This window comes from Flavobacterium davisii (genome assembly GCF_042182265.1).
GTDB lineage: Bacteria > Bacteroidota > Bacteroidia > Flavobacteriales > Flavobacteriaceae > Flavobacterium > Flavobacterium davisii.
Map to the genome: position 1 here is coordinate 1117085 of NZ_CP097869.1, position 25753 is coordinate 1142837.

The following is a 25753-nucleotide window of genomic DNA, read 5'->3' on the forward strand; positions in this document are numbered from 1 at the left end:
TTAAGTGTTTAAAGTTTCCTGTGTATATTTGCCTGACTTTTAAAAGTATAGATTTAATAATAAAATAGGATGATGATTTTTAGATTATTTGAAAAATAGAGGAGATGAAAAAAACGGTTTTAATTACAGGAGCTTCAAGTGGTATTGGATTAGAATTAGCTAAAATTCATGCCGAAAAAGGGAATGATTTAGTACTTGTAGCTAGAAATGGACAGAGATTAGATGATTTGAAGATAGAATTAAAAGCTAAAAATAACATTCGGGTTTACACTATTTCTGAAGACTTAGCAAAGAGAGGTGCTGCTTTAAATATTTATAATGAGGTTAAAAAATACGGTTTAACCATAGATTATTTGATTAATAATGCTGGTTTTGGAGATTTTGGTTTGTTTACAAAATCAGATTGGAATAAAATAGATCAAATGATTCAATTAAACATAACTGCTCTAACACAGTTTACACATATATTTTTAAAAGATATGGTCAAACGTAAGAGTGGTAAGATTATGAATGTGGCATCTACGGCAGCCTTCCAACCGGGTCCTTTAATGGCAGTATATTATGCAACAAAATCATACGTTTTACATTTTACAGAAGCTATAGCTAATGAGGTAGAAGGAACAGGTGTAACGATAACAGCGTTATGCCCTGGTGCAACAGAAAGTGGATTTCAGTCAATGGCAGATATGGAAGATAGTAAATTAGTCAAAAATAAAAAATTGCCTACATCACGAGAAGTTGCTTGCTATGGGTACAAAGCCATGTTAAGAGGAGATACCGTAGCAATACATGGAATAAAAAATACACTATTAGCAAATACCGTTCGGTTTACCCCTAGGAAATGGGTTACCAAAATTACACGATTTATTCAAGAAACAGCATAGTATAAGATTACTACTAACAGTGGGTTATTATAAATAAACACCCATTGATTAAAAAAGCGATACTATTTGTTACCGCTGAAAAATAAATTTTAAGTATATGAAAGATAAAATTATTTCTAAGGCAGCTGATATGTTTTTGAAATTAGGTTTCAAAAGTGTTACTATGGATGATATTGCCTCTGAAATGTGTATTTCTAAGAAAACAATTTATAAATTTTTTAGTAATAAAGAAACCTTAATAAGAGCATCTACTTTTGTTATTCATGAAAAAGTACACAGGGTGATAGATGAAATTGTAGCAAAAAACTATAATGCCATAGAAGAAAATTTTGAAATACGTAAGATCTTTAAAGAAATGTTCCAATCGTATGATAATTCACCTCTATATCAATTAAAAAAGCATTATCCTGAAATTTATAATCAATTAATTGAGACAGAAATAGAAGATTGTAATGAAATGTTTGGGCAAAATATTCAGAAAGGAATTAAAGAAGGACTCTACAGAAAAGAGGTGCATATACCTACATATATACAATTTTATTATACACTTATATTTAGTATCAATGGAAATACACAGTTTGAAAGTGATACATTAAAATTAGAATTAGAAGCCTTAGAATATCATACTAGAGCACTTGCTACATCTAAAGGCGTAAAAGAGTTAGAAAAACAATTACTGAAATATAATAATTAGATGAAAAATTGGCATAAACTTTTATTAACGGTGTTTTTTTTAGGGCAAACTTTTGCACAAGAAAAAATGAACTATTCATTTAGTTTAAATCAAGCTGTAGATCACGCGACAAAAAATAACTATAGCACGATCAATGCAGCTAGGGATATAGAAATAGCTCAAAAGAAGAAATGGGAAACAACAGCCATAGGGTTACCTCATGTTAGTGCTAATGTGGGATATCAAAATAGTTTTAAAATTGCTACCAGTGTAATTAATATCAATGGAATGCCTACTGCATTACAATTTGGTCAATATAATTCTATGGATGCGAAGTTGACATTGAGTCAATTAATTTTTGACGGCTCTTATTTAGTAGGTCTAGAGTCAGCTAAAACATACCTAAAAATTTCTCAATACGCTAAAATTAAGACAGAACAAGAAATAAGGGAAATAACCACTAAAGCTTATGGAGATGTTTTGTTAGCACAAGAAAGTATCATGATTGTAGAACGTAATAGACAGGTACTTGAAAAAACATTAAACGATACAAAACAGATATATAAAAATGGATTTGTTGAAGAGGAATCCGTAGAACGATTACAAATTACATTATCAGAAATTAATAGTGCATTAGATTATGCAAAACGAATGGAAGTAATAGCAACTAATATGCTTAAACTTTTGATGGGAATAGAAATTGATCAAACAATTCAACTGACAGAAAAATTAGATGTACTAGCATCACAAAATGTAGATTTAGCTGTTCTATCACAAAACTTTGATACTAAAAATACAGTAGATTATCAAATTAATAATAATTTAGTAGAAACGAATCGACTACTATTAAAATTAGAAAGAAGTAAAGCATTACCCTCTTTAGGTGCTCAAATAAATTTTGGAGCGAATACTTTTGATAGTCGTTTTACTATGTTTAATGCAAATCAAAAATGGTATGACTACTCTACGCTTTCGATTGGTTTAAATATCCCATTATTTACCTCTTTTGGAAGACAAGCAAAGACAGATCAGGCAAAAATTACATTTGAACAAGCAAAAACCAAATTAATTGAAACAGAGCAAAAGTTAAAGCTTCAATATCAGAAAGCAAAAAGTGATTTTGAATACAGTGTGGCACAATATGGTAATGCAAAAAATACCTTACGTTTATCGGAAAGAATTGAAAATAAACAAAATGTTAAGTTTAAAGAAGGTTTATCTACCAGTTTTGAATTTACAGAAGCGCAACGTCAATTATACGCCTCACAACAAGCTTATTTACAATCTATGGTAGAAGTTATTACCAAAAGAGCTGCTTTAGAAAAATTATTATTAAAGAACTAAAATTATATACTATCACAAATGAAAAAAATATTTATACTTACCCTGAATACCTTACTTTTAGTTTCTTGTGGAAGTAAAGAAAAATCTATCACAATTGATGCGTTAATAGAAAGTAAAAATTTAATAGAAATAAAAAATAAAAGAGCTAGTCTTCAGTCTGATTTAGCAAAATTAGATGAAGCTTTGGCAACTTTAGAAAAGAAAGAAGACGAAGCTTTAGTACAAACCATTACGGTAAAGGACACCGTTTTTAATCATTATGTTGAAATTCAAGGTAATGTAGATACACAAAAAAATGTACTAATCCAGCCTGAAATGCCAGGGACTTTAGTCAATCTAAACATAAAAGCAGGTCAGTCAGTTGCTAAAGGACAAATTTTGGGAAGAGTAGACGATGCTGGTATGAGTCAACAATTAGCAAATGTTCAAACACAATATGAGTTAGCGAAAACAACTTATGAACGTCAAAAACGTTTATGGGATCAAAAAATTGGTTCTGAAATACAATACTTACAAGCACAAACTCAAATGATAAGTTTATCAAAATCTATTAATCAAATAAAGGCACAAATTGCAAAAACCATTATCCGTGCACCTTTTAATGGTGTAATAGATGAGGTATTTGTAGAAAGAGGACAAGTAGTATCAGCTACACCACAAGGATTAATGCGTATTGTAAATTTGAGTCAAATGTATGTTAGAACAGAAGTACCAGAAATGTATTTGCCAAGAGTAAAAAAAGGAACTTCTGTAATTGTAAATATAGCCTCAATTAATAAGAATAGCGTAGGGAAAGTATGTCAAGTTGCAAAAACAATAAATCCCGCTAATAGAAGCTTTACAGTAAAAATAGATGTGTCTAATCCAGATGAATTATTAAGACCCAATCAAGTGGCTAAATTAAAAATTATGGATTATTCGAATCCTTCCGTAATATCAATACCAACAAACATAATCCAAAAAGATGGAAAAGGAAATAATTATGTTTATAAAGTTATAAATGGAAAAAAAGGAGAGAAAGTTGCTGAAAAAATTATTGTTAAAATAGGACAAACAGCTAATAATTACACCGAAATCCTTTCAGGTCTAAATCAAAAGGATGTAGTGGTTTCAGAAGGAGCAAATATGATTTCAGAAGGAATGAAACTAACTTTTTAATTCTTAAAATGAATTATATATAAAACAATTTAATATTAACTAATTTTCCTATTGACCCCTAATAGGAATTCCCCTTTTTTGGGGTTAGGGGGCTGATATGTCACACAAGCAAAAAGAATTCAGTATATCGAGTTGGGCAGTAGACAATCGAGTGACTGTTTATATATTTACCTTAATAATTGTCATGACGGGGATATATGCCTATATAACGATGCCTCGTGAAGATTTTCCAGAAGTTATAGAAAATAAGATTTATATATCTTCTATTTTTCCCGGAAATTCTGCAAAAGACGTTGAAAAATTGGTAATAAAACCATTAGAAGATGAAATAAAAAATATTAGTGGAGTTAATAAAGTAACTTCTGATTCGTATCAAGATTATGGTATCATTGTTGTTGAATTTGATGATAATATTACAACCGATCAAGGAAAAGCTTTAATTAAAGATAAAGTAGATGTTTCTAAAGCAAATATAAATTGGCCCGTATTAGATAATGGAGGGAAAGTAGAACCAAGTGTATTTAGTCTAAATATATCAGAAGAAATTCCTATTTTAAATATTAATCTTCGAGGAAATTATACAACCCAGCAATTAAAAAAATATGGGAAATATCTAGAAGAAGAAATAAAAAGAATTCCTGAAATAAAAAAAGTAGATATACTAGGCGTTGATACCAAAGAAGTGGAAATTGCAATAGATGTTTATAAAATGAATGCGGCTCAAGTAAGTTTTGATGATATAGCAAATGCCGTTCGATATGAAAATATGTCACTTTCAGGAGGAAATCTTGTTTCACAAGGCATCCGTAATAACATTCGAATTACAGGAGAAATAACCAACCCGTTAGAATTAGAAAATATTATTGTAAAAACACTAGGAGGATCGGTTTACCTAAAAGATATTGCTACTATTACTTTTAAAGAAAAAGAAAAAACCACTTTTGCACGAGAAAGAAGAGAAGAAGTTGTAATGCTGAATGTGAAGAAACGTTCTGGGCAAAATATGATTTCTGCTATAGAAAAAGTAAAAGAAGTTATTAATAAAGCAAAAGAAACCGTTTTGCCTAAAGATCTAGAAATTAGCCTAACAAATGATCAGTCCTCTAAAGTAGAACATAAAGTAGAAGAACTTTCTAATCATATTATTTTTGGGATAATATTGGTTATGGTTGTTTTAATGTTTACAATGGGTTTACGCAACTCATTATTTGTAGGTGCCGCTATCCCTTTGTCAATATTTATAGCCTTTACTATTCTTCAAGGAGTAGGAGTTACGATGAATACAATGGTTTTATTTGGTCTTGTAATGGGATTAGGAATGCTAGTTGATGATGGGATAGTAGTAGTAGATAACGTATTTGCCAATATGCAAAAAGGAATGCCAAGAGTACAAGCTTCTAAAATTGGTATTGGTGAAATTGCGTGGCCTGTTATTTCATCAACAGCTACTACATTAATGGCATTTTTACCCTTTGCCTTATGGCCAGGAACTATGGGGAAATTTATGATGTATTTTCCATTGACTTTGTCAGTAACATTAGGGGCATCATTATTTGTAGCTATGGTCACAAATGCAGCCATGACAGGTGGATCTATGGATATTGTAGATCGAAACATTTCTGTTCAATCACTAAAAAATAATACCAAATTATTTTTAATCCTAGGGATTGTTTTTGTAGTTATAGGGTATTGTTTTGATGTTAAAATAGCGCGAGCAATAGGTCATATTTCTTTAATTGCAATTGCATTAATGTGGTTGTATTTTAAAAAGTTATACCAATGGACTCAAGATTTTCAACATAACTTCTTTCCTCGTATGGAAGAGAAATACAAAGAAATGTTGGCAAAAATTTTAACTGGTAAAAAAGCATGGAGAGCATTCGGAATTATTGTAATAATGTTGTTTTTCTCTTTTATATTAGTAGGTATTTTTCCAAGAAAAGTTTTATTCTTTCCTAATAATATTCCAAACCAAGTAATAGCTTATATAGAATACCCACAAGGAACCTCTATAGATAAAACAAATAAAGCCACAGATTATGTTGAAAAACAAATAATATCTGTTTTAGATAAATACGTAGATCCTAGTACTAAAGAAAATTTTCTAGCTAATTCCATTATAGCTCAAGTAGGAGTAGGAGCCATTAATCCTCAAATAGATTTAGGAGTACAATCCGAAACACCTCATAAAGGAAAAGTAACAATTAATTTCTCTGAGTTTAAATTTAGAAGAGGTATTAATACTGCTGATATAATGGAAGAAATCAGATTAAAAATCAGAACAATTCCAGGAGCTTCTGTAACCGTTGAAAAAGATGCAGCAGGACCACCCGCAGGCTATCCTATTAGTATTGAATTAACAGGAACAGATTATGATTTGATGCTAAAAGAAGCAGACAAAATGATTGATTTTTTAAATACAAAAAATATACCCGGTGTTGAAAAATTAAAAGTAGATATAAACAAAGAAAGTCCAGAGTTATCTGTAAAAATAGATAGAGTAAATGCAGGTAGCTTAGGTGCTTCTACAGGAATGACAGGTTTTACATTACGTCGTGCCGTGTATGGACAAGAAATTTCTACATACAAAGAAGGAGATGATAAATATGATATTGTAATGCGCTTGCAGAATGAACAACGTAAAAATGAAAGCACGTTATTTAATCAACCCTTAACATATCGAAACTCGAATACAGGGCAGATAATGCAAGTGCCAATTGCTGCCATATCAAATGTTGAAAAAACAAAAACATATAACCAAATAAAGCGTAAAAATTATAGACGAATTATGACCGTTTACTCCAATATCCTAACGGGTTACAACGGGAATGAAATTACTAAAATTATAGCCAATGAGTTAAAAAACTATAAATTACCAAGTGATATTACTTATGGGTTTTCAGGAGTACAAGAAGAACAAGGAAAAAATCAAAGTTTTCTATTCTTTGCCTTATTCCTAGCATTAGCAGGTATTACAACTATTATTGTTTTACAATTTAATTCTATTTCCAAAACTTTAGTAATCATGTTTACCGTATTATTAAGTTTTAGCGGTGTTTTTTATGGTTATGTGATAGCTGGAATGGATTTTGTTGTTCTAATGACTATGATGGGAATTATTTCATTAGCAGGTATTGTGGTTAAAAATGGTATCGTTTTAATGGACTTTTTTGTTTTGCTTATGGATAAAAAAGTAACAGATAACGGATTACAAAGTCATGATGACTTAACATTGGAACAAATAAAAGAAGTGATTATTGAATCAGGAAAATCTCGTTTACGACCTGTATTACTAACCGCATTAACTGCCGTATTAGGATTAATTCCATTAGCAATTGGATTAAATTTTGATTTCTTTGGATTGATTACAGATCTTAACCCACATTTGTATATGGGAGGGGATAATGTTATTTTTTGGGGACCTTTAGCTTGGACTATTATTTTTGGTCTTACCTATGCAACTGTTTTAACATTGGTTATGGTACCCGTAATGTTTTATTTAGTTAAACGCATTAAATATCGTTTAAGAGATAGAAAATTAAGAAAGGAATTAAATTAATGAATTAGGACTGTCCGAAAGTAATTGTGTAATACTAATTTTATGATTTCAATAAATAAAGCAAGTTATGTAATATGTTATTTCCATTTTAACTATTTACTCCTTTTGCTTTTTTGGGTAAACTCAAATGAAATAATAAAACAAAGCAAATACAATTTACTTTTGAACAGTCTCTTTTTTTATTCGTATAACTAATAGATAATTGTAGAGGAAGGATTAATAAAATGAAACTCTAATACCATTTTAGTTTTGAAATTACCTAAACCAAAACGCACTACAGAATACACGAATCAAGAGATATTACGCAATATTATTAGAGTAAATTTAAACCTTAAATGGTATAAGATAAAAGAGAAGTGGTAAATTTTCCATTTTTTGATTAATAAAAACATGTTCTTTTAAATAACAAGAAAAGAAATTCTACATTTATTTTGCATTATATCAATTAATTTATAATGATAAGGACAATTTCGAATATAAAAAGAATTTGAGAAAATTTTGTTAATTTGTCCTATGAAAGAAAACAAAAAACAAGCAGCTATTAGTTTTATTTTTATTACACTATTAATAGATGTAATAGGATTAGGTATTATAATTCCTGTAGTTCCAAAATTAATTCAAGAACTCATTAAAGGATCGGTTAGCGAAGCTGCAAAGTATGGAGGATGGTTAACCTTTTCTTATGCTTTAACACAGTTTTTATTTGCCCCATTAATAGGCGGGTTAAGTGATAAATATGGAAGAAGACCCGTTTTGCTCCTTTCATTACTAGCTTTTTCATTGGATTATTTATTATTAGCTTTTGCACCAAGTATTACCTGGTTATTCATAGGAAGAATAATCGCTGGTATTACAGGAGCAAGCATAACCACCGCATCAGCTTATATAGCAGACATAAGTACTATTGAAAACCGTGCTAAAAATTTTGGAATGATAGGAGCTGCTTTTGGATTAGGTTTTATTATTGGTCCTGTTATTGGAGGAATGCTAGGATATTATGGGGCTCGAATCCCTTTTTATGCAGCAGCTATACTTTGTTTAATTAATTTTTTGTACGGTTATTTTATTTTACCCGAATCATTAGAAAAATCGAATAGAAGAGCATTTGAATTAAAAAGAGCCAATCCTATAGGTATTTTTCTAAATTTAAAAAAGTATCCAAAACTTATTGGACTTATACTTGCTGTTTTTTTATTGCATACAGCTTCACATGCTATACAAAGTAATTGGAGCTATTTTGCTATGTACCAGTTAAATTGGAATGAGAAAATGGTAGGGATTTCATTGGGCGTAATTGGATTACTTGTAGCACTTGTGCAAGGAGGATTAATTCGTTGGGTAAATCCTAAATTAGGCAATGAAAAAAGTATTTATGTAGGGATGGCATTATATACATTTGGAATGTTTTTATTTGCTTTTGCCACAGAAACATGGATGATGTTTGCTTTTTTAATTCCCTATTGTTTAGGAGGTATTGCAGGTCCCGCTTTACAAGCCATTATATCAGAACAAGTACCAGCATCTGAACAAGGTGAAATTCAAGGAACTCTAACAAGTTTAATAAGTGCCTCATCTATTATAGGACCTCCCATTATGTCTAGTGTTTTTTACTATTTCACCCAACAGCAAGCTCCCTTTATTTTTGCTGGAGCACCATTTGTTTTAGGAGGTATAGGAATGCTATTAAGTACAGTTATAGCTTATTTTTCTATAAAAAAGTATCATTAAGTACTATTTTTACACAAAATTAAAATCATGTTTATTCATAAATCTAACAAAAAAATATATTTTGCCAGCGATCAGCACCTTGGAGCACCCACACCTGAAATGAGTTTTCCTCGTGAACAAAAATTTGTACAATGGTTGGATATAATCAAACAAGATGCAGCAGCTATTTTCCTATTGGGTGATTTATTTGATTTTTGGTTTGAATATAAAACCGTTGTCCCTAAGGGATTTGTACGTGTTTTGGGTAAATTAGCAGAAATTCGAGATAGTGGTATTCCTATTTATTTTTTTGTAGGGAATCATGACTTGTGGATGAATGACTATTTTGAAAAAGAGTTAAATATTCCAGTATACCACACAACTAAAGAGTTTACTTTCAATAATAAAATTTTTTTGATAGGACATGGAGATGGTTTAGGTCCTGGTGATAAAGGATACAAACGCATGAAAAAAGTGTTTACCAATCCATTTTCAAAATGGCTGTTTCGTTGGTTGCATCCTGATATAGGAGTAAAATTAGCACAGTATCTATCCGTAAAAAATAAAATGATTTCAGGAGCGGAAGATGTGAAGTTTTTAGGAGAAGATAAGGAATGGTTAATTCAGTATGCTAAGCGAAAATTAACAGCTAAACACTATGATTACTTTGTTTTTGGTCATCGTCATTTACCAATGGAAATTGCTTTAGGTAATAACTCTCAATATATTAATTTAGGAGATTGGATCGGGTATTTTACTTATGGAGTCTTTGACGGAACTAATTTTGAATTAAAAAAATATGAACTGTCTGAAAAGTAACAAATGAAGATCTAGTTTGTTACTTCGACGATAGGAGAACTCACATGATCAGTATTATGTGATTTCTCCTACTGGTCGAAATGATAGGATTGCGTCTTCTTCAGACACTCTCTTTTTTATTCCTAAATTCCGGATTAGAGTTCGTTGAAGAATGAAGTAAAATAGATTTAGCTTCGATAATTCACCTCAAGTCTAATGCGAAAAGGAGGTTTTATTCACACCTTATTAATTAGAAAAGTTGTTTATAGAAACGCCTATACAATTTTCAGATAATCTATTCCCTTTTTCTGAATTAATAAAATCCATTAAAATCCATCCACATGATTTTAACTTATTACCTTTGATATAATCCGCTACTTTGGGATTAATTCGATCGGCTACAGCTACTGGATAAGCAAAAGCACTAGCTCCAGAACAATAAGTTAAGTACGTATTGATAGAATTAGAATCAGAATTTGAACGATTGATATTATCAACAATACGATCGTATTTGTAATTAATCGACGCTGGTAATATTGTATTAACCGTATAAAAATCAGAAATTTTAAAAGGATTGTAGTGATCGTCGCTTATTAGAGTTCCGTTAGAAAAATTAGGATCTCCAGACCAACCTTGTACAAAAGTTGAATTTGTATACGTTTCTCTGGATAGAGGTAAAACTTTACCTCTACAATCTCCTAATAAAGTATTTGTATTCCAATTTTTCTTTACTAAGCCTTTGGATTCATATTCACTCATTTTAGTATTAAAATAATTAACCCAAATAGATTTGTCACCCCCATTCTCTTTTTTAAAAATAGTAATAATTACTTCCTTAGGATGTACTTTTAGAAAATCATTAAAATGAGACATTATTTGATCTAATGTTATATTAAGTTTTATGATTCCGTGATATCCCATAAATTGACCGTTTTCATAATTAAAACGTAAATCAAAAATCCTGGCGCCAGCCTCTAATTGATCTTTAATACTTCCGTATTGATTACTGCTAAATGCCCAATTGTTGATAGACATTGAATCATGTGTTCCAGGAATAGATAATTTAGATAAAGGAATGTTAGATCTAATGGCTGACATCCAATTATCTTTAGTTACATTAGTAGACACCCTGTCTTTTGAAAATGTTCTTTCTGTACTTTCATTAAACGTTGGAGTTAAAGAATCTGAAGTACAAGATTGTAAAATGGCTAACAAAGCCATACCAAGTATTGTTTTTTTTCATAAATAAGTTAAATTTTTTACTAATATAATGTTATATATAACAACAGGTTGTTATTTTTTAGTTAAAGTTATTATAAGGCTTTATAAACCTTAGATTTGCCCTCTTTGAATTTTTTAAATATTCAAGTATCTTTACACAGTCTCAAAAAGGGGTGCTTTGTTTTAAAAAAATGAACAAGGCTGAGATTATACCCAATGAACCTAGACAGGTAATGCTGTCAAGGGAAGGTCAAAAATCAACTTGTATTTTATTATAAGTTGGATTATTTATAAATACTAATGAATAATGGCCCCTTTTATTCGTAACAATTTGTAACGAATGAAAAATTCCAATCACAAGCAATTTCAACAACTGCTTTCCAATGCTGTTCTAATTACATTTACTCTAATAAGTATTACGGCATCAGGACAAGAAAAAAAAGTAGCCGATTCTACTAGGATGAATACCTTAGAAGAAGTTAAAGTTGCTTCTACTCGTTTAACTAAAAAATCACCATTTGCATTTACAGATGTTAAAAAGGAAACATTAGAACGAAATAATTTAGGGCAAGATCTTCCTATTTTATTAGATCAAATGCCTTCTGTAGTAACCACTTCAGATGCAGGAGCAGGCATAGGCTATACGGGATTAAGAATCAGAGGTAGTGATGCTACTCGTATAAATGTAACGATTAACGGAATTCCTTATAATGATGCTGAAAGTCAAGGTACCTTTTGGGTTAATATGCCTGATTTTACAACTTCTGTAGAAAATATTCAATTACAAAGAGGAGTGGGGACTTCTACTAATGGAGCAGGAGCATTTGGAGCTAGTTTAAATTTACGTACACTCACACCTTCTATAAAGGGATATGCTACCACTTCACATAGTATTGGATCGTTTAATACTCGAAAACATAATATTACTTTTGGTTCTGGGATCAAAAATGGTTTTTATGCTGAAGGACGTCTTTCTAAAATAGCGAGTAATGGTTACATAGATCGTGCATCGTCTGATTTAAAATCTTTTTACGCAGAAGCTGGGTTTGTTGATAAACAAACGGCCATAAAAGCTTTAGTATTTGGAGGAAAAGAAATTACTTACCAATCTTGGTTTGGCACTCCAGAAGCAGTAGTTAATGGTGATATAACGGCCCTACAAGCTTATATTAATCGTAATTATCCAAGCCCACAAGAAGTAGATAATTTGTTAAATTCAGGAAGAACATATAATTATTATACATACGAAAATCAAACAGATAATTATGAGCAAATTCATTATCAACTACATTTAACACATCAATTTACAGATCGTTTATCAGGTTCTTTATCTGGAAATTATACAAAAGGAAAAGGATATTATGAAGAATTTAAAGCAGATCAAAAGCTTAAAAAATATTTTCCGGATTATCCTAACGGAAGTTCTAAATCCGATGTAGTACGTAGAAAATGGTTAGATAATGACTCTTATACACTTATTTATACATTAAATTACAACGCGAAAAATTTTAATACTAGTTTAGGTGGCGGATATAATCTATATGATGGAAGTCATTTTGGAGAATTGACTAAGCATAAGTACCTAAATCTTCCAGTTACAAATATGAATTATTATAAGTCATTAAGTAAAAAAGAGGATTATTCTGTATACGCTAAAGCAGATTATACTTTTTTTTATAAACTACAATTGTTTTTTGATATTCAAGCGCGTCGTGTAGATTACACAACAAATGGGGTAAGCAGTGATTTAAAATGGTTAAATGTAAAGAAAACCTATGATTTTTTTAATCCCAAAGCCGGTGTGAATTTTGTTATTCACAAAAATCATACTATATATGGATCTTTTGCTCTAGCGAATAAAGAACCCAATCGTAACGATTTAACCAAAAACCCTATTGAGCCTCAGCCAGAACAATTATTAGATTACGAAGTAGGTTATCGATTTAAAAATAAAATAGCACAAGTTAATTTAAATGGATATTATATGCACTACAATAATCAATTAGTACTCACAGGAGCGTTAGATGAGGTGGGAGATCCAATTCGTGAAAATGTGAATAAAAGTCGCCGCATAGGAATTGAGGTAGAAACGAGTATTCAGCCTACTAAGTTCTTTAAATTAGATTTTAATATAACAAAAAGTGTAAACAAAATCAAGTCATTTGATTATTTAGTTGCTGTAACAGAATACGATGTAAATGGTAATGAAAGTTATTCAACAAATAGTACAAGATATGATGATACAGATATATCTTTTTCACCTAATTTAATAGGAGGAGCAACCGCCACTTTTTATCCTATTAAAAATTTAAGTATTGCTTATATCCAAAAATACGTGGGAAAACAATACTTAGATAATACCTCTTCAGAAGATAAAAAAATAAATAGCTACCACCATGGTAATTTAAGTATTCAATATCTTTTAAAACCTAAAAATTTTGCCGAAATTAACCTTCATTTGTTGATTAATAATGTATACAACAAACTATATGAATCAAACGGTTATACGTATAGTTACTATAATCGCCCCCTAGGTTCTAATCATTCTGCGATAACTGAAAATTTTTATTATCCACAAGCTGGAAGAAATTTTTTAACAGGAATAACACTCAAATTTTAAACCTATATTCCGCATCTGCGAGATAAAATTTCCGTTTATTTTATTTCTCTATCTTTCATCTTCATCACGAAGTTTAATGTGAAATTTGGGCTAAAGTAAAATCCTATTTGTTAGATTTTTCACCTAACAAATAGGATTTATTCATGATAATCAGCTTAAGCAGAAATTATGAATCAAAACGGTATACTAAATGCCTTATAAAATAAGAAAAACAGCTATATTATTCCAGTTTATTAATTTGATATAATGTTTTAATCTTATTGACAATAGTTTGTGCCAGTTTTTCTTTACTTTCAAAAGTCCAACCTGCAATATGAGGAGTTAGTAAAACATTAGAGGCATTCAGTAAGTATTCAAATGCAGGTGATCTTTGTTCTTCAAAGAGCGTTTCGAAAGAGAGTTTTTCATATTCTAATACATCCAATCCTGCTCCCAAAATTTTCTTTTCTTTAAGAGCATCAACTAAATCTGTAGTTACAACACTTTTACCTCTAGCGGTATTAATTAGCCAAAAAGGTTTTCTAAACCCATTAATAAAAGAGGCGTTAACCATTTTATCTGTTTCAGGAGTCCAAGGCGTATGTAAACTTAATACGTCGGCTTTGTTTTGAAGTTCTTGTAGATTAACTTGCCTTGCATTTTCATTACCTACATTAGGAAGAATATCATAACAAATTACTTCTACATCAAAACCACTTAGTTTTTTTGCAAAAGATTTTCCCATATTACCATAACCTATGATTCCAACGATTTTACCATCTAGTTCATGTCCGCGATTGGCTTCTCGGTTCCATAATCCAGATTTAACTTCTGTATCAGCTTTATTTAAATTATTAAAAAGAGAAAGGAGCATTCCTAAAGCTTGTTCTCCCACTGCATTTTGATTTCCTTCGGGAGCAGCTATTAAGTGAATACCTTTAGTTTGTGCGTAATTACAATCTATACTTTCAAGTCCAGCTCCTACACGTGCAATAAATTGTAATTGAGATGCTTTATCTAGAAATGTTTTGTCAATTTTAAATCGACTACGAATTATAATACCGTGGTATTCATGAATTTTTTTTTCAATCTCTTCTTTTGAAGAAGTAAAATCATCCTGATTTTGAAAACCAGCTATTTCTAGTTGTTTTTTTAATAGAGGGTGATTACTATCTATATGTAGTATTTTAATATTATGAGGTTCCAATGTTATAAGTTTTCTTCAAATATAAGAAGTTTAAAAACCTAAAATAAGTCGAGCAATAGTAAAATAGATTAAAATGCCTAAAATATCATTACTTGTTGTGATAAATGGGCCTGTAGCAAGGGCTGGATCAATACCATTTTTATTTAAAATAATAGGAATGAAAGTTCCTATTAATGAGGCAATTACAATAACGGATAATAAAGCTGTAGTAACCGTTAATCCGATATGAATTTCAAAACCTAATAAATAGTAACTTCCTAATAATAAGATGATAGAAAGTATTAAACCATTTAATAAACTTAGGGATAGTTCTTTTAATAAACGTTGTAAAACAGTTCCACTAATAGAATTGTTAGCTAAACCTTGTACAATGATAGCAGACGATTGTACCCCTACATTACCTCCCATAGCAGCAATTAAAGGAGTAAAAAAGAATAATTGAGGGTGTTCTTTCATAGCAGGTTCAAATAAGCCTAAAACACGAACACTTACAAAACCTCCTAAAAGTGCTAAAACTAACCAAGGTAAACGAGCTCTTGTAAGCTCTAAAATACTATCATCTGCCTCAACATCTTGTGAAATACCTGCCGCCATCTGATAATCTTTATCAGCCTCTTCTTTAATTACGTCTACTATATCATCAATAGTAATACGTCCTACTAAACGCCCCATTTCATCTACAACGGGTATAGCCTCTAAATCATATTTTTGCATGATACGTGCTACTTCAGTATCCATTGTATCTACTTTTACATAATCTACTTTTTTGATATATACTTCGCTAATAGGTGTTTTGGTAGATGTGGTTAGTAAGTCTTTTAGAGAAAGTCTCCCTTTTAAACGATCTTCATCATCTACAACATAAATGGAGTGTACTCGTGTAACATGTTCTGCTTGCATACGCATTTCTTTTACACAAGTTAGTACATTCCAATTTTCATTTACCTTTACTAATTCTTTACCCATTAAACCACCTGCGGTGTCTTCGTCGTAACGGAGTAATTCTACTATATCTTTAGCGTGTTCAACATCTTCTAATTTTAAAATTACCTCTTCTTTTTTAGACTGTGGTAATTCGGCAATGATATCAGCAGCATCATCTGTATCTAATTCGTCTATTTCTTCCGCAATTTCTTTAGCAGAAAGATTTTTAAGAATTTTTATACGTACTTCGTCATCTAGCTCTAAAAGAGCATCCGCTGTTTTTTCAGAATCTAATATTTTAAAAACATAATTAGCCCCATATTCATCTAATTCATCTAAAATTTCAGCAATATCTGCAAAGTGGATATCCTGCAACAAGTTTTCTAATTCCTGTGCACGGTTTTCATTTACTAAATGCTCTATTTGAGCGATGAATTCTGGGGTAATTTTAAACTCCATCTGCTTCAATTTTTTGAGTGAGTTCTATGAATTGCTCTACTGATATTTGTTCTGGGCGAAGGTCAAAGATACTATCTTCTCTTAAATTATCCGAAAGATTAAAGCTTTTTAAACTATTTCGTAATGTTTTTCTTCTTTGATTAAAAGCTGTCTTTACCACATTAAAGAATAATTTTTCATTACAAGGTAACGGAGCATTTTCTTTACGGCGCATACGCATAACACCTGACTTTACTTTAGGAGGAGGTGTAAAAACAAATTCTGAAACAGTAAATAGGTATTCTGTTTCATAAAAGGCTTGTGTTAATACAGAAAGAATACCGTAAGCTTTACTTCCTTTTTTTTCACAAATACGTTCTGCTACTTCCTTTTGAAACATGCCCGCAAATTCAGGTATTTGATTGCGCATTTCTAATACCTTAAAAACAATTTGGGAAGAAATATTATAAGGGAAATTACCAATTACAGCAAAAGAATCATTCCCGAAAATTTTGGTTAAATCAAACTTTAAGAAATCTTCGGAAAGAATTCTATTAGATAGTTTTAAATAATGTGTTTGAAGATATTCTACTGATTCTGTATCTATTTCGATTACATAAGTATCAATGGGTTTTTCTAGAAGATACTTGGTTAAAACTCCCATTCCTGGGCCTATTTCTAATACTTTATTATAGCCCTGTAAGCGGAGTGCATCAGCTATTTTTCCAGCAATATTTTCATCATTTAAAAAATGCTGACCTAGGTGTTTTTTTGCTCTTACTTTATCCATTGTTTTTTATTTCAAGTTTTACGTTTTTTAACACGTAAAACATTTCAGATTGAGATTAGACTTGTTAATTTACCATTCTTAAATTTTGCTTTGTATTTAATCCAAAATCAACTGCTGAATGTCTTCTAAAAGTTTAAAGCTCTTCTTATCATTAGCTTTCTTGCTCTATAGTTATTACTATTGAGTTGAGCGAATTATAAAATTTTCGTATTTCAATTTTCTATCATTTTCAGTTTTATATTTTACAAGAAATATATTTACCTGTTTTTGATATTTGATATGCACAAAGACGTATTTAATTCTTGATTGTTTTAAAAACGTTTTGCATAGTTATTTGTTCTTTTTTTTATTAGTAAAAAAATATAGCAACTTTTAATGTTCTGAAATGATTTCTAATTCAGTTCTAAATGCTAACATTTTATCGCCAAAAAGCTGTAATCCTTCTTCACGTAAACGAGGTGCATCTTCATCATAGTAACGTTGTAAAGTTTCTTTACTGTCTGTAAAATATTGAATGGCGTATGTTATTCCGCCCATTTCTTCTTCTACTAAAACTTTTACCATTTTAGCGGATGTAAATTTACCCGTTCCAATTACTTCTGCAATATGTTTCGTTTGCATCCAATTTAACCATTGGTCATGAATACTTTCATGAATATTTACAGTAACATTATATATGATCATTTTAAAAAAAATTATGAGGTTATATGTTTAGAAATCTAGAAGTTTACTTATGCAAAGATAATCAAAACGGATGAAGGCTTATACACTCTTTTATAAATTACTATCACCTCTTAGTTTCCTATAATTTAGTTGCGCTTCTACAAAGTAGATGCTATCGGGATGGTTTAGAATAATTTTTTCATATAATTCTTTGGCTTTATCGGGTTGTTGGAGGTGTTTTCTAAAAATTTCGGCACTAAAAAACAACGCTTCGTCTATATAAATTTCTTCTGAATGCTTTTCAATAATTTGTTGATAGTTGTTTAATGCTTCAGTATATTCTTGCCTGTTGGTGTACAATGCTCCTATTTTTAATAACACATCATCTTCAATACTTTCTCCTTTATGTTCTATTAAAATCTTTTTAAAAGCTTCCAAAGCTTCGGTTTGTTTGTTTTGGTAAGTTAAATAATCAGCTCTTGAAAATTTTTTTAAAGCTATTTGGGTTGAGTCTTCTACCGTGTTATCAGATATAAGTAAAAAAAGTTGCATAGCATCATTTGCAATAAGTTGAGAAGTAGATGATTTTAATACTTCAAATTGCTTTTTAGCCCATTCAAAGTCGCCTTTATAGTAACTTGCTTTTGCCATTTTTAAAAGAGCATCATGTGCTATTTCATTATTTTCTAATTCAGTTTCAACTTGTGCATAATAAATAATAGCTTGATTAAATTTTTCATCTAGAAGTAATATATCGGCCAATTCTAATTTAACGTCGGCTAAAGCATATTGATTTAAAGGTAACTGTAGCGATTTGAATAATAAAGTTTTAGCGTTTTCGAATTGTTTTAAGTAAAAAGCTTCAAAATGTGCTTTTAAAATTTGAATTTTAACGGTATTAGAACCTGTTCCAAAGTCAACTAAAAGTTTATTGAGTTTGTCTAAAATTAAAGGATATTCTTCTTTTTTAGCACGATCAATATCTATTTTTAATAAGTTGTAATTAACCTCTAGTTGAATATCGGGTTGAGTAGTGTATTCGAGTATAAAATTTAAGATTTCGCGTTCCGTATCTGTTTCTTTTTCTTGTGAAGCTAATCGTGCTAGATGAAATAGATTGTTAAAGCTTTCAGGATTACGACGATAAATTGCTTTTTCTTGTATAAAGGCTTTGTTGTATTCTTTTTGGTTGATAAAAAACCAACTCATGAACTCATTCCAAAATAGATCTTGATTTTTTTGAGTACGTAACAATAATGATTTTCGTAAAGTGTCTGCAAAGGTTTTGCTATGATCCTCTGTTAAAAAACGATTAAGCTGATTTTGTACTAATACGAGATTGTTAGGAAATTTGTAGGCATAATCTATTAATGATTCAATCATGGAGTCAATATTGCCTAATTGTCCCTGTAATAGGGCTATTTGATAATTAAAATTAGCTTCGGGATTTAGTTTTTGCGCTAATGTATAGGCTTCTACAGCTTGTGTAAGCAGTACTTTTTGTTCTAGCTCCCGTGCAATGCTGTATACATTGTTAGGGTTTTCATTTATTTTACTGATTGCTATTTTGTAATTTTTTTCGGCTAAATCTTGTTGTTTCTGGAGTTGATAATTATATCCTAACTCTACATATAAATTGGGGTATTTTGTTCTTTTTAGTTTTTCTTGTATTAACACATTTGATTTTTCAAATTGTTTTAATTGTTGATAGCACGCAACTAATTTTTGAAAAAAAGGATAATTATTAGGTTGTTTTTTGAGTAATTCTTCATAAATAAGAACCGCTTTATCAAACTCGCCACGGTCAAAATAATTTTGAGCCAAGTATTCATTGGGATTATTATTTTGAGGTACATTGACTTGCGGCGTTCCTCCAGGTGGTGGTGTTACCGTGTATACTTGGCCTACAACTAATAAAGGCCAAAATAATAGTATTTGGATTATTTTCTTCATTTAATCTAAAAAAACAATGTACTAAAGTTACAATAATTTAGTCACTTTAGTACATTATAATAAATTACTATATAGTTTAGTCTATAATATCAAAACCAGTATATTTTCTTAATACTTCTGGAATTATGATTCCTTCTGGTGTTTGATAGTTTTCTAAAATTCCAGCTAATACACGAGGTAGAGCTAATGAGCTACCATTTAGAGTATGGGCTAATTGCGTTTTTCCATCTTTCCCTTTAAAGCGTAATTTTAAGCGGTTCGATTGAAAGGTTTCAAAGTTAGATACTGAAGATATTTCTAACCAACGGTCTTGTGCTGTTGAAAATACTTCAAAATCATAGGTTAATGCTGAGGCAAAACTCATATCACCTCCACACAAACGTAAAATACGATATGGTAATTTTAACTCTCGTAAAATTTCTTTTACGTGTTCCACCATTCCATCTAAAGCTTGGTAAGAATTATCGGGATGTTCAATACGAACAATTTCTACTTTATCAAATTGGTGCAAACGATTTAAGCCGCGAACATGTGCGCCATAAGAACCAGCTTCGCGACGGAAACAAGGTGTATATCCTGTTACCATTACAGGCATTTCGGTTTCTTGTAAAATAACATCGCGGTATAAGTTGGTTACAGGAACTTCCGCAGTTGGAATTAAATATAAATCATCAATTCCTACATGGTACATTTGTCCTTCTTTATCAGGTAACTGTCCTGTTCCGTAGCCTGATGCTTCATTAATTAGATGAGGTACTTGTACTTCGTTATATCCGGCTTCTGTATTTTTATCAATGAAGTAATTGATTAAAGCACGTTGTAATTTAGCTCCTTTTCCTTTATAAACAGGAAAACCAGCACCTGTGATTTTAGTCCCTAACTCAAAATCAATAATATCATATTTTTTAGCTAATTCCCAATGCGGTAAAGCGCCTTCATGTAAGCTAGGAATTTCACCTTCTTGAAAAACATTTAAGTTATCGTCTGCTGTTTTTCCTTCAGGAACAATTTCAGCGGGAGTATTAGGTAACAGATATAGCTGTTGGGTTAGCTCTTCCGTAATACTATTTAACGTTTCTGTTAGTTCTTTACTTTCATCACGTAATTGAGTCGTTTTTTCCTTAATGATTTCTGCTTTGGCTTTTTCACCTGCTTTCATCATAGCTCCGATCTCTTTGGACAATTTATTAGATTCCGCCAATACATTATCTAACTCTACTTGAGTAGCACGACGTTTTTCGTCAAGAGCTACCACATTTTCTATCACGGCTGCGGCATCTATATTTTTTTTTGCCAAAGCGTTGATTACGGCTGCTTGGTTTTCTCTAATAACTGCTATTTGTAACATACTAATAAATTTTAACAATCGCAAATTTAAAAATTCTATTATAGCTTTCCTTAATCTAAAACATTTATTTTTTAGAAATTAATATAGAATAAAAAATATCTTAGTTTTTTTTAAATCCAAATTATACCTTTAGAAATTTATTTCAAATAAACATGCTTTGATTCTAAAAAGCCCTTTTTTGCCTTAATGTATTAAATCCAGATTACGCATTATAAAAAATAAATTTTATAACTTACTGAAATAGAAGGTTTGTTTGTTTGATAATTCTAGTTCGTAATTTTATATAGTACTAATAATCAGTAAAATATGTTTTTTTAAAATCTCTAAGGCGTAATCAGGGTTAAAATTAGTATTATACTAAAAAACCATGTATTTTGTCTTCATCATAAAGCTTATCCTGTAATCTGGGTGTAAAAAAGAGATAAGATAAAGAAAGTGTGGTAAAATAGAAGGAAAATGTAAAATGGTTAAAAATAGACGAAACCATGAGGCTATCCTAAAAAAAATAAATAGCCTCATGGTTTGTTTTAGTAACTTTATAGTAGATTAAAAAAACCAGGTTGCAACAATAATAGCTGCTAGTACGCAGATAAAATCAACTAAAAGCATTGTTCCTAAAGTATAGCGTGTATTTTTAATATTAACAGAACCAAAATATACGGCTATTACATAAAATGTGGTTTCGGCACTACATTGAAAAATACAAACTAATCGCCCTGTAAAAGAATCTACGCCTGAGTTTCGCATGGCATCTATCATAAAACCACGTGAACCTCCAGAGCTAAATGGTCGTAATAGAGCAACGGGAAGTCCGTCTGTAATTTCTTTACTGACTCCTATTTGACCAAATAAAAATCGAATGCCATTACTTACTATTTCAAATAATCCACTATTTCTAAAAAAAGATATGGCAACTAGCATTCCCATAACATAAGGAAATATTTTTACTCCCGTATTTAATCCGTTACGTGCGCCATCAACAAAAGTGTCAAAAATGGTCGTATTAGCCAAAGTAAATTTCTTTTCATGAATAAAAGAAAATATGAGGGTAAATCCTATAATGATTATGAGCATTAATCCAGATAAATTACCAGTAAAAGCGTTTTTTTCTATTAAATCCAGTGTATTGATGTAAAATAATAACCCTATAATGGCTCCTATGGTTCCCATTAAAGCGGCTAGTAAACTTATACTTTTAAAATTGATGCGTTGACGAATGCCAACTATCAGTAAAGCAGCTATTGTACCAATGAATGATGTAATGATACAAGGAAGCATGACATCTGCGGCATTTGCTGCATTTTCGGCTGCTCTGTATCCAATAATGGAAGTAGGAATAAGGGTAAGACCTGCTGCATGTAGACACATAAACATAATTTGGGCATCACTGGCCTTATCTTTATTAGGATTTAGTGTTTGTAAACTTTCCATTGCTTTAAGACCAAAAGGAGTAGCAGCGGAATCTAAACCTAAAAAATTAGCAGCAAAATTTAGTGTCATATATGATATAGATTCATGATTTTTGGGAACTGAAGGGAATACTTGTGCAAAAAAAGGACTTAGTTTTTGAGCTAATTTTTCAGAAGCACCAGAAATAATTAATAATTCCATTAATCCACAAAAGAAGGCTAGGTAGGCAATTAACGGAATAATGAGATCTAGTAAACTATTTTTGCAAGTGGGAAGTAATCCGTCTGCTTTTTGGATGCCGCTATATAACTTAACGGTTTTGTTTTTATAAATGTAAGTAGTGTCTGAGTCAAGAGTGTCTCTGTTGATAACGACTGTTTTTTCAGGATTTTTTTTAATACTATCTGCTATAAATTTAGGGATTTGCTCTAAATATTTTTCAGATAGTAAGATAGGATCGTCTTTTTTTCCATTTAAAATATAATCTGTACTATAACTACCTCCATTAAAAAGATTTATAACGATAAAAAATATAGACGATATAAAAATTGCTAACCAAAATCTGCTTAAAACCATAGCTCTTTTTTAAAAATAAGTAAAATAACTTTATGAAGGGTGTAAAAGTAATAAATCAAAAAATATTTTCGGGATAAAGTATTATTTTTCCAATATAAATGGGAGCGTCAAAAGTGGTCTTTAAAGCAGCTTTTGAGTTTAAAATATTTCGATATCCGATACCAGCTCCTAATCCTATCCATTTTAAAATTTTATAATTTGCTTGTCCAGAAATTTCATTTACGTATAAAGAAATATTAGTATTCCGAACAATATCATCGTTTATTTCTCGAACAAAACTAGGTTTTCCAAAGCCTATTTGTTCTGTTAGAAAGCATTCCCATTTGGGATTTTTGTAAAATATCCAATCAGTAAACAGGCTTCCATACCAAAGACTTACTTTATTGTCATTAATTAGTTGGGTTCTTTTATTAATGTAAGTGATTTTTACGGGGGATAAAATAAAGGATGTGCCTACTCCAAATCGAAATTTGTTTTTATATTGAAAACCTATTTTTGCGCCTAAAATAGAAATTTGGTTGTCTCTTAAGCTAGAAAGACGATTATCCATCTGAAAAATAAATCGGTATTTTTTATCAGAGTTAGGGATGATGGGATCCTGTGCATTACAATAATGACTCAGGAAAGAAAGGAATATTATAAATAGGATTCTTTTGTAAAGCATATAGAATTATGAGGGTATTATACAACAAAAATTTCGTCATCTATTAGTAAATCTTCTCCTCGTAATCGAAGGATGATTTGAGCAACTGCTATTACATCTTTTTCGCAATAGGATATAATTCTGTCTATATCTTGATCTTGGTAATATACTTTAGCAACATCACTACCTTCTATATCTCCTTTTGGGGAAGGAATGCCTAAGACGGTGGTTAATAATTTTAGTGATGTATAATGCTTGTAATCACCAAACTTCCATAATTCTAAAGTGTCCAAATGAGGGACTTCCCAAGGTTTTTTGCCAAAAAGATTTAATTTTTGAGGAATAGGAACTTTATTAATAATCATTCGTCTTGCTATATAAGGAAAATCAAACTCTTTTGCATTATGTCCACAAAGTAAATGTTGTGTGTGGCTATAATGATTATTTAATAAATTTGAAAAATCATTTAAAATGCTTATCTCATCACCCCAAAAACTGGTGACTCTAAATTGACGTATATCTTTCTTTAAAGAAAAATAGCCGACTGAAATACATATAATCTTACCAAATTCAGCCCAAATGCCTGCTCGATCGTAAAATTCTTCTACGGTAAAATCATCTTTTCGTTGATATTGTGTTTTAAGAGCATATAATTCTTGGCGTGCGGGGTCTAAAGAAGAAAAGTTTTCATGTTCAGGTACCGTTTCTATATCCAAAAATAAAATATTCTCAATTTGAAGTTTGTCTAGCATATTAAACCATTTTGACCGTATATACGAAAGTAAAGATTTACGATTAAAAAAGAAAAAAAATGAGGATTAAAATAATGTTTGTTGCTTTAAAGAATTTTCATGATCTAACAACCATTTTTTACGCCATAATCCACCTGCGTAGCCTGTAAGAGAACCATCGGTACCGATTACTCGATGGCAAGGAACCACGATCCAAATAGGATTTTTAGCATTGGCTGATGCAACAGCTCGAATAGCCTTGACATTACCTAGCTTTTTGGCTAAATCTAGATAAGAAATAGTTTTACCAAAAGGAATTTGACGTAATTCATGCCATACTTTTTTTTGAAAATCAGTGCCTTTTAGATTTAAGGTAAATGAAAAACTTGTTCTATTTCCTTTAAAATATTCCTGTAGTTGATTCACGGCTTCTAGAAGTTCTTCGGGGATTTGTTCAGACAAATAAGTTTCTGTTATTATTGAAATACCAACAATACCCTCTTGGTCTCCTGTTATTTTAGTAATTCCTAACGGTGAGTGAATAAATGCTGTTTTCATACGATCAAAAATTTATCTTTCAGCAATATAGAGTAACCTCTTTTTGTTAAGGATGTTTGTTTTTGTGTCTTATGTGGCGATAAAATAACTTTTGGTTGTTTTAAACAAAGTGAAGGAGTCGGATGTTAGTGGCTTCTTCACTTTGATTATGAGACGGTTATTTTATTAAAAACTTAAAATGTAAGCTTCTATTGCTTTTAACTCTTCCTCAGGAAGATTTTTGGTAATAGCAAAATTAGCTTTCATAGTATTATATTGACTTGGATCTACAATGGGTTGGTTTTTTTCTTGAAGAAAGGCAACTATGTTTCCGTTTTTTTCCTTGTATAACTTGGCGATTTCTTTTAAAGAGGGACCAACTGTTTTTATATCGGGTTTATGACAGGTATAACAAACGCCTTTGCCTTCAAAAATTTCTTTACCTAAATCAACAGGTTTTTGTGTAACCATTTGGGATGTTGATGTGCCAAAATTTTCTTGATTTTCTTTTTTACACGAAAGGAAAATTATAATAAATGGTACTAATAGTTTTTTCATATTTCGTTTTAGATTTGTCATGTTAAATTAAG

The 25753-nt window shown here is 30.7% G+C and carries 20 protein-coding genes and 1 riboswitch; of the genes, 8 read left to right on the forward strand and 12 right to left on the reverse strand.

Features of this window, described 5'->3' with window-relative positions:
- The first annotated feature begins 104 nt into the window (after positions 1 to 104).
- The 7 genes from NAB20_RS04595 (at position 105) to NAB20_RS04625 (ending at position 10144) form a co-directional block, all read left to right on the forward strand.
- Entirely contained in the window at positions 105 to 884 is a 780-nt protein-coding gene (locus NAB20_RS04595; RefSeq protein WP_105195946.1) for an SDR family oxidoreductase, read from the forward strand.
- A gap of 97 nt (positions 885 to 981) precedes the next feature.
- Positions 982 to 1578: a TetR/AcrR family transcriptional regulator gene (locus tag NAB20_RS04600; RefSeq protein WP_088392991.1), complete on the forward strand. Its 597-nt coding sequence runs from the start codon at positions 982 to 984 to the stop codon at positions 1576 to 1578.
- Positions 1579 to 2901 carry a TolC family protein gene (locus NAB20_RS04605; RefSeq protein WP_105195947.1) on the forward strand — a complete coding sequence of 441 codons (1323 nt, stop codon included), beginning with the start codon at positions 1579 to 1581 and terminating at the stop codon, positions 2899 to 2901.
- 18 nt (positions 2902 to 2919) lie between these two features.
- The gene (locus NAB20_RS04610) at positions 2920 to 4059 is read left to right on the forward strand and encodes an efflux RND transporter periplasmic adaptor subunit (RefSeq protein ID WP_088392995.1); all 1140 of its coding nucleotides are present in this window, start codon (positions 2920 to 2922) and stop codon (positions 4057 to 4059) included.
- A 97-nt stretch (positions 4060 to 4156) separates the two neighbouring features.
- Entirely contained in the window at positions 4157 to 7618 is a 3462-nt protein-coding gene (locus NAB20_RS04615) for an efflux RND transporter permease subunit (RefSeq protein ID WP_105195948.1), read from the forward strand.
- A 513-nt stretch (positions 7619 to 8131) separates the two neighbouring features.
- A complete protein-coding gene (locus tag NAB20_RS04620; RefSeq protein WP_088392999.1) occupies positions 8132 to 9346 on the forward strand; it encodes a TCR/Tet family MFS transporter in 1215 nt (404 codons plus the stop codon).
- 27 nt (positions 9347 to 9373) lie between these two features.
- Positions 9374 to 10144, forward strand: coding sequence for a UDP-2,3-diacylglucosamine diphosphatase (locus NAB20_RS04625; protein ID WP_127823464.1), 771 nt, complete (start codon positions 9374 to 9376; stop codon positions 10142 to 10144).
- A 225-nt stretch (positions 10145 to 10369) separates the two neighbouring features.
- Here NAB20_RS04625 and NAB20_RS04630 read toward each other — a convergent pair whose 3' ends face one another.
- On the reverse strand, positions 10370 to 11344 hold the full coding sequence (locus NAB20_RS04630; protein ID WP_375605601.1) for a phosphatidylinositol-specific phospholipase C domain-containing protein: 975 nt from the start codon (positions 11342 to 11344) through the stop codon (positions 10370 to 10372).
- Positions 11345 to 11503: 159 nt separating this feature from the next.
- Positions 11504 to 11608: riboswitch (TPP riboswitch) on the forward strand.
- A gap of 76 nt (positions 11609 to 11684) precedes the next feature.
- On the opposite strand from NAB20_RS04630, the gene NAB20_RS04635 reads away from it, so the two are divergent.
- Positions 11685 to 13964, forward strand: a complete 2280-nt coding sequence (locus tag NAB20_RS04635; RefSeq protein WP_375605602.1) for a TonB-dependent receptor — start codon at positions 11685 to 11687, stop codon at positions 13962 to 13964.
- A 220-nt stretch (positions 13965 to 14184) separates the two neighbouring features.
- Here NAB20_RS04635 and NAB20_RS04640 read toward each other — a convergent pair whose 3' ends face one another.
- The 11 genes from NAB20_RS04640 to NAB20_RS04690 form a co-directional block, all read right to left on the reverse strand.
- Positions 14185 to 15150 carry a 2-hydroxyacid dehydrogenase gene (locus tag NAB20_RS04640; protein WP_088393889.1) on the reverse strand — a complete coding sequence of 322 codons (966 nt, stop codon included), beginning with the start codon at positions 15148 to 15150 and terminating at the stop codon, positions 14185 to 14187.
- Positions 15151 to 15180: 30 nt separating this feature from the next.
- A complete protein-coding gene (mgtE, locus tag NAB20_RS04645; RefSeq protein WP_105195953.1) occupies positions 15181 to 16533 on the reverse strand; it encodes a magnesium transporter in 1353 nt (450 codons plus the stop codon).
- Positions 16523 to 17302, reverse strand: coding sequence for a 16S rRNA (adenine(1518)-N(6)/adenine(1519)-N(6))-dimethyltransferase RsmA (rsmA, locus tag NAB20_RS04650; RefSeq protein ID WP_088393893.1), 780 nt, complete (start codon positions 17300 to 17302; stop codon positions 16523 to 16525). Before rsmA ends, mgtE begins: the two co-directional genes overlap by 11 nt.
- Positions 17303 to 17674: 372 nt before the next feature.
- Positions 17675 to 17986 (reverse strand): DUF4286 family protein, encoded by a 312-nt coding sequence (locus tag NAB20_RS04655; RefSeq protein ID WP_088393895.1) that lies wholly within the window; start codon positions 17984 to 17986, stop codon positions 17675 to 17677.
- Positions 17987 to 18076: 90 nt separating this feature from the next.
- On the reverse strand, positions 18077 to 19918 hold the full coding sequence (locus NAB20_RS04660) for a tetratricopeptide repeat protein (protein WP_375605603.1): 1842 nt from the start codon (positions 19916 to 19918) through the stop codon (positions 18077 to 18079).
- Positions 19919 to 19994: 76 nt separating this feature from the next.
- Positions 19995 to 21266: a serine--tRNA ligase gene (serS, locus tag NAB20_RS04665; protein ID WP_088393899.1), complete on the reverse strand. Its 1272-nt coding sequence runs from the start codon at positions 21264 to 21266 to the stop codon at positions 19995 to 19997.
- A gap of 546 nt (positions 21267 to 21812) precedes the next feature.
- A complete protein-coding gene (locus tag NAB20_RS04670) occupies positions 21813 to 23252 on the reverse strand; it encodes a nucleoside recognition domain-containing protein (protein ID WP_105195956.1) in 1440 nt (479 codons plus the stop codon).
- 55 nt (positions 23253 to 23307) lie between these two features.
- The gene (locus tag NAB20_RS04675; RefSeq protein WP_105195957.1) at positions 23308 to 23916 is read right to left on the reverse strand and encodes a hypothetical protein; all 609 of its coding nucleotides are present in this window, start codon (positions 23914 to 23916) and stop codon (positions 23308 to 23310) included.
- A gap of 17 nt (positions 23917 to 23933) precedes the next feature.
- Positions 23934 to 24647: a 3'-5' exonuclease gene (locus tag NAB20_RS04680; RefSeq protein ID WP_105195958.1), complete on the reverse strand. Its 714-nt coding sequence runs from the start codon at positions 24645 to 24647 to the stop codon at positions 23934 to 23936.
- Positions 24648 to 24713: 66 nt separating this feature from the next.
- Positions 24714 to 25184, reverse strand: a complete 471-nt coding sequence (locus NAB20_RS04685) for a methylated-DNA--[protein]-cysteine S-methyltransferase (RefSeq protein WP_088392319.1) — start codon at positions 25182 to 25184, stop codon at positions 24714 to 24716.
- A 165-nt stretch (positions 25185 to 25349) separates the two neighbouring features.
- Positions 25350 to 25721 carry a c-type cytochrome gene (locus NAB20_RS04690; RefSeq protein ID WP_088392344.1) on the reverse strand — a complete coding sequence of 124 codons (372 nt, stop codon included), beginning with the start codon at positions 25719 to 25721 and terminating at the stop codon, positions 25350 to 25352.
- Between the last annotated feature and the right edge of the window lie 32 nt (positions 25722 to 25753).

Coding starts and splice junctions, on each gene's coding strand:
- NAB20_RS04595 (WP_105195946.1), top strand. CDS start 105: ATGAAAAAAACGGTTTTAATTACAGGAGCTTCAAGTGGTATTGGATTA.
- NAB20_RS04600 (WP_088392991.1), top strand. CDS start 982: ATGAAAGATAAAATTATTTCTAAGGCAGCTGATATGTTTTTGAAATTA.
- NAB20_RS04605 (WP_105195947.1), top strand. CDS start 1,579: ATGAAAAATTGGCATAAACTTTTATTAACGGTGTTTTTTTTAGGGCAA.
- NAB20_RS04610 (WP_088392995.1), top strand. CDS start 2,920: ATGAAAAAAATATTTATACTTACCCTGAATACCTTACTTTTAGTTTCT.
- NAB20_RS04615 (WP_105195948.1), top strand. CDS start 4,157: ATGTCACACAAGCAAAAAGAATTCAGTATATCGAGTTGGGCAGTAGAC.
- NAB20_RS04620 (WP_088392999.1), top strand. CDS start 8,132: ATGAAAGAAAACAAAAAACAAGCAGCTATTAGTTTTATTTTTATTACA.
- NAB20_RS04625 (WP_127823464.1), top strand. CDS start 9,374: ATGTTTATTCATAAATCTAACAAAAAAATATATTTTGCCAGCGATCAG.
- NAB20_RS04630 (WP_375605601.1), bottom strand. CDS start 11,344: ATGGCTTTGTTAGCCATTTTACAATCTTGTACTTCAGATTCTTTAACT.
- NAB20_RS04635 (WP_375605602.1), top strand. CDS start 11,685: ATGAAAAATTCCAATCACAAGCAATTTCAACAACTGCTTTCCAATGCT.
- mgtE (WP_105195953.1), bottom strand. CDS start 16,533: ATGGAGTTTAAAATTACCCCAGAATTCATCGCTCAAATAGAGCATTTA.
- rsmA (WP_088393893.1), bottom strand. CDS start 17,302: ATGGATAAAGTAAGAGCAAAAAAACACCTAGGTCAGCATTTTTTAAAT.
- NAB20_RS04655 (WP_088393895.1), bottom strand. CDS start 17,986: ATGATCATATATAATGTTACTGTAAATATTCATGAAAGTATTCATGAC.
- NAB20_RS04660 (WP_375605603.1), bottom strand. CDS start 19,918: ATGAAGAAAATAATCCAAATACTATTATTTTGGCCTTTATTAGTTGTA.
- serS (WP_088393899.1), bottom strand. CDS start 21,266: ATGTTACAAATAGCAGTTATTAGAGAAAACCAAGCAGCCGTAATCAAC.
- NAB20_RS04670 (WP_105195956.1), bottom strand. CDS start 23,252: ATGGTTTTAAGCAGATTTTGGTTAGCAATTTTTATATCGTCTATATTT.
- NAB20_RS04675 (WP_105195957.1), bottom strand. CDS start 23,916: ATGCTTTACAAAAGAATCCTATTTATAATATTCCTTTCTTTCCTGAGT.
- NAB20_RS04680 (WP_105195958.1), bottom strand. CDS start 24,647: ATGCTAGACAAACTTCAAATTGAGAATATTTTATTTTTGGATATAGAA.
- NAB20_RS04685 (WP_088392319.1), bottom strand. CDS start 25,184: ATGAAAACAGCATTTATTCACTCACCGTTAGGAATTACTAAAATAACA.
- NAB20_RS04690 (WP_088392344.1), bottom strand. CDS start 25,721: ATGAAAAAACTATTAGTACCATTTATTATAATTTTCCTTTCGTGTAAA.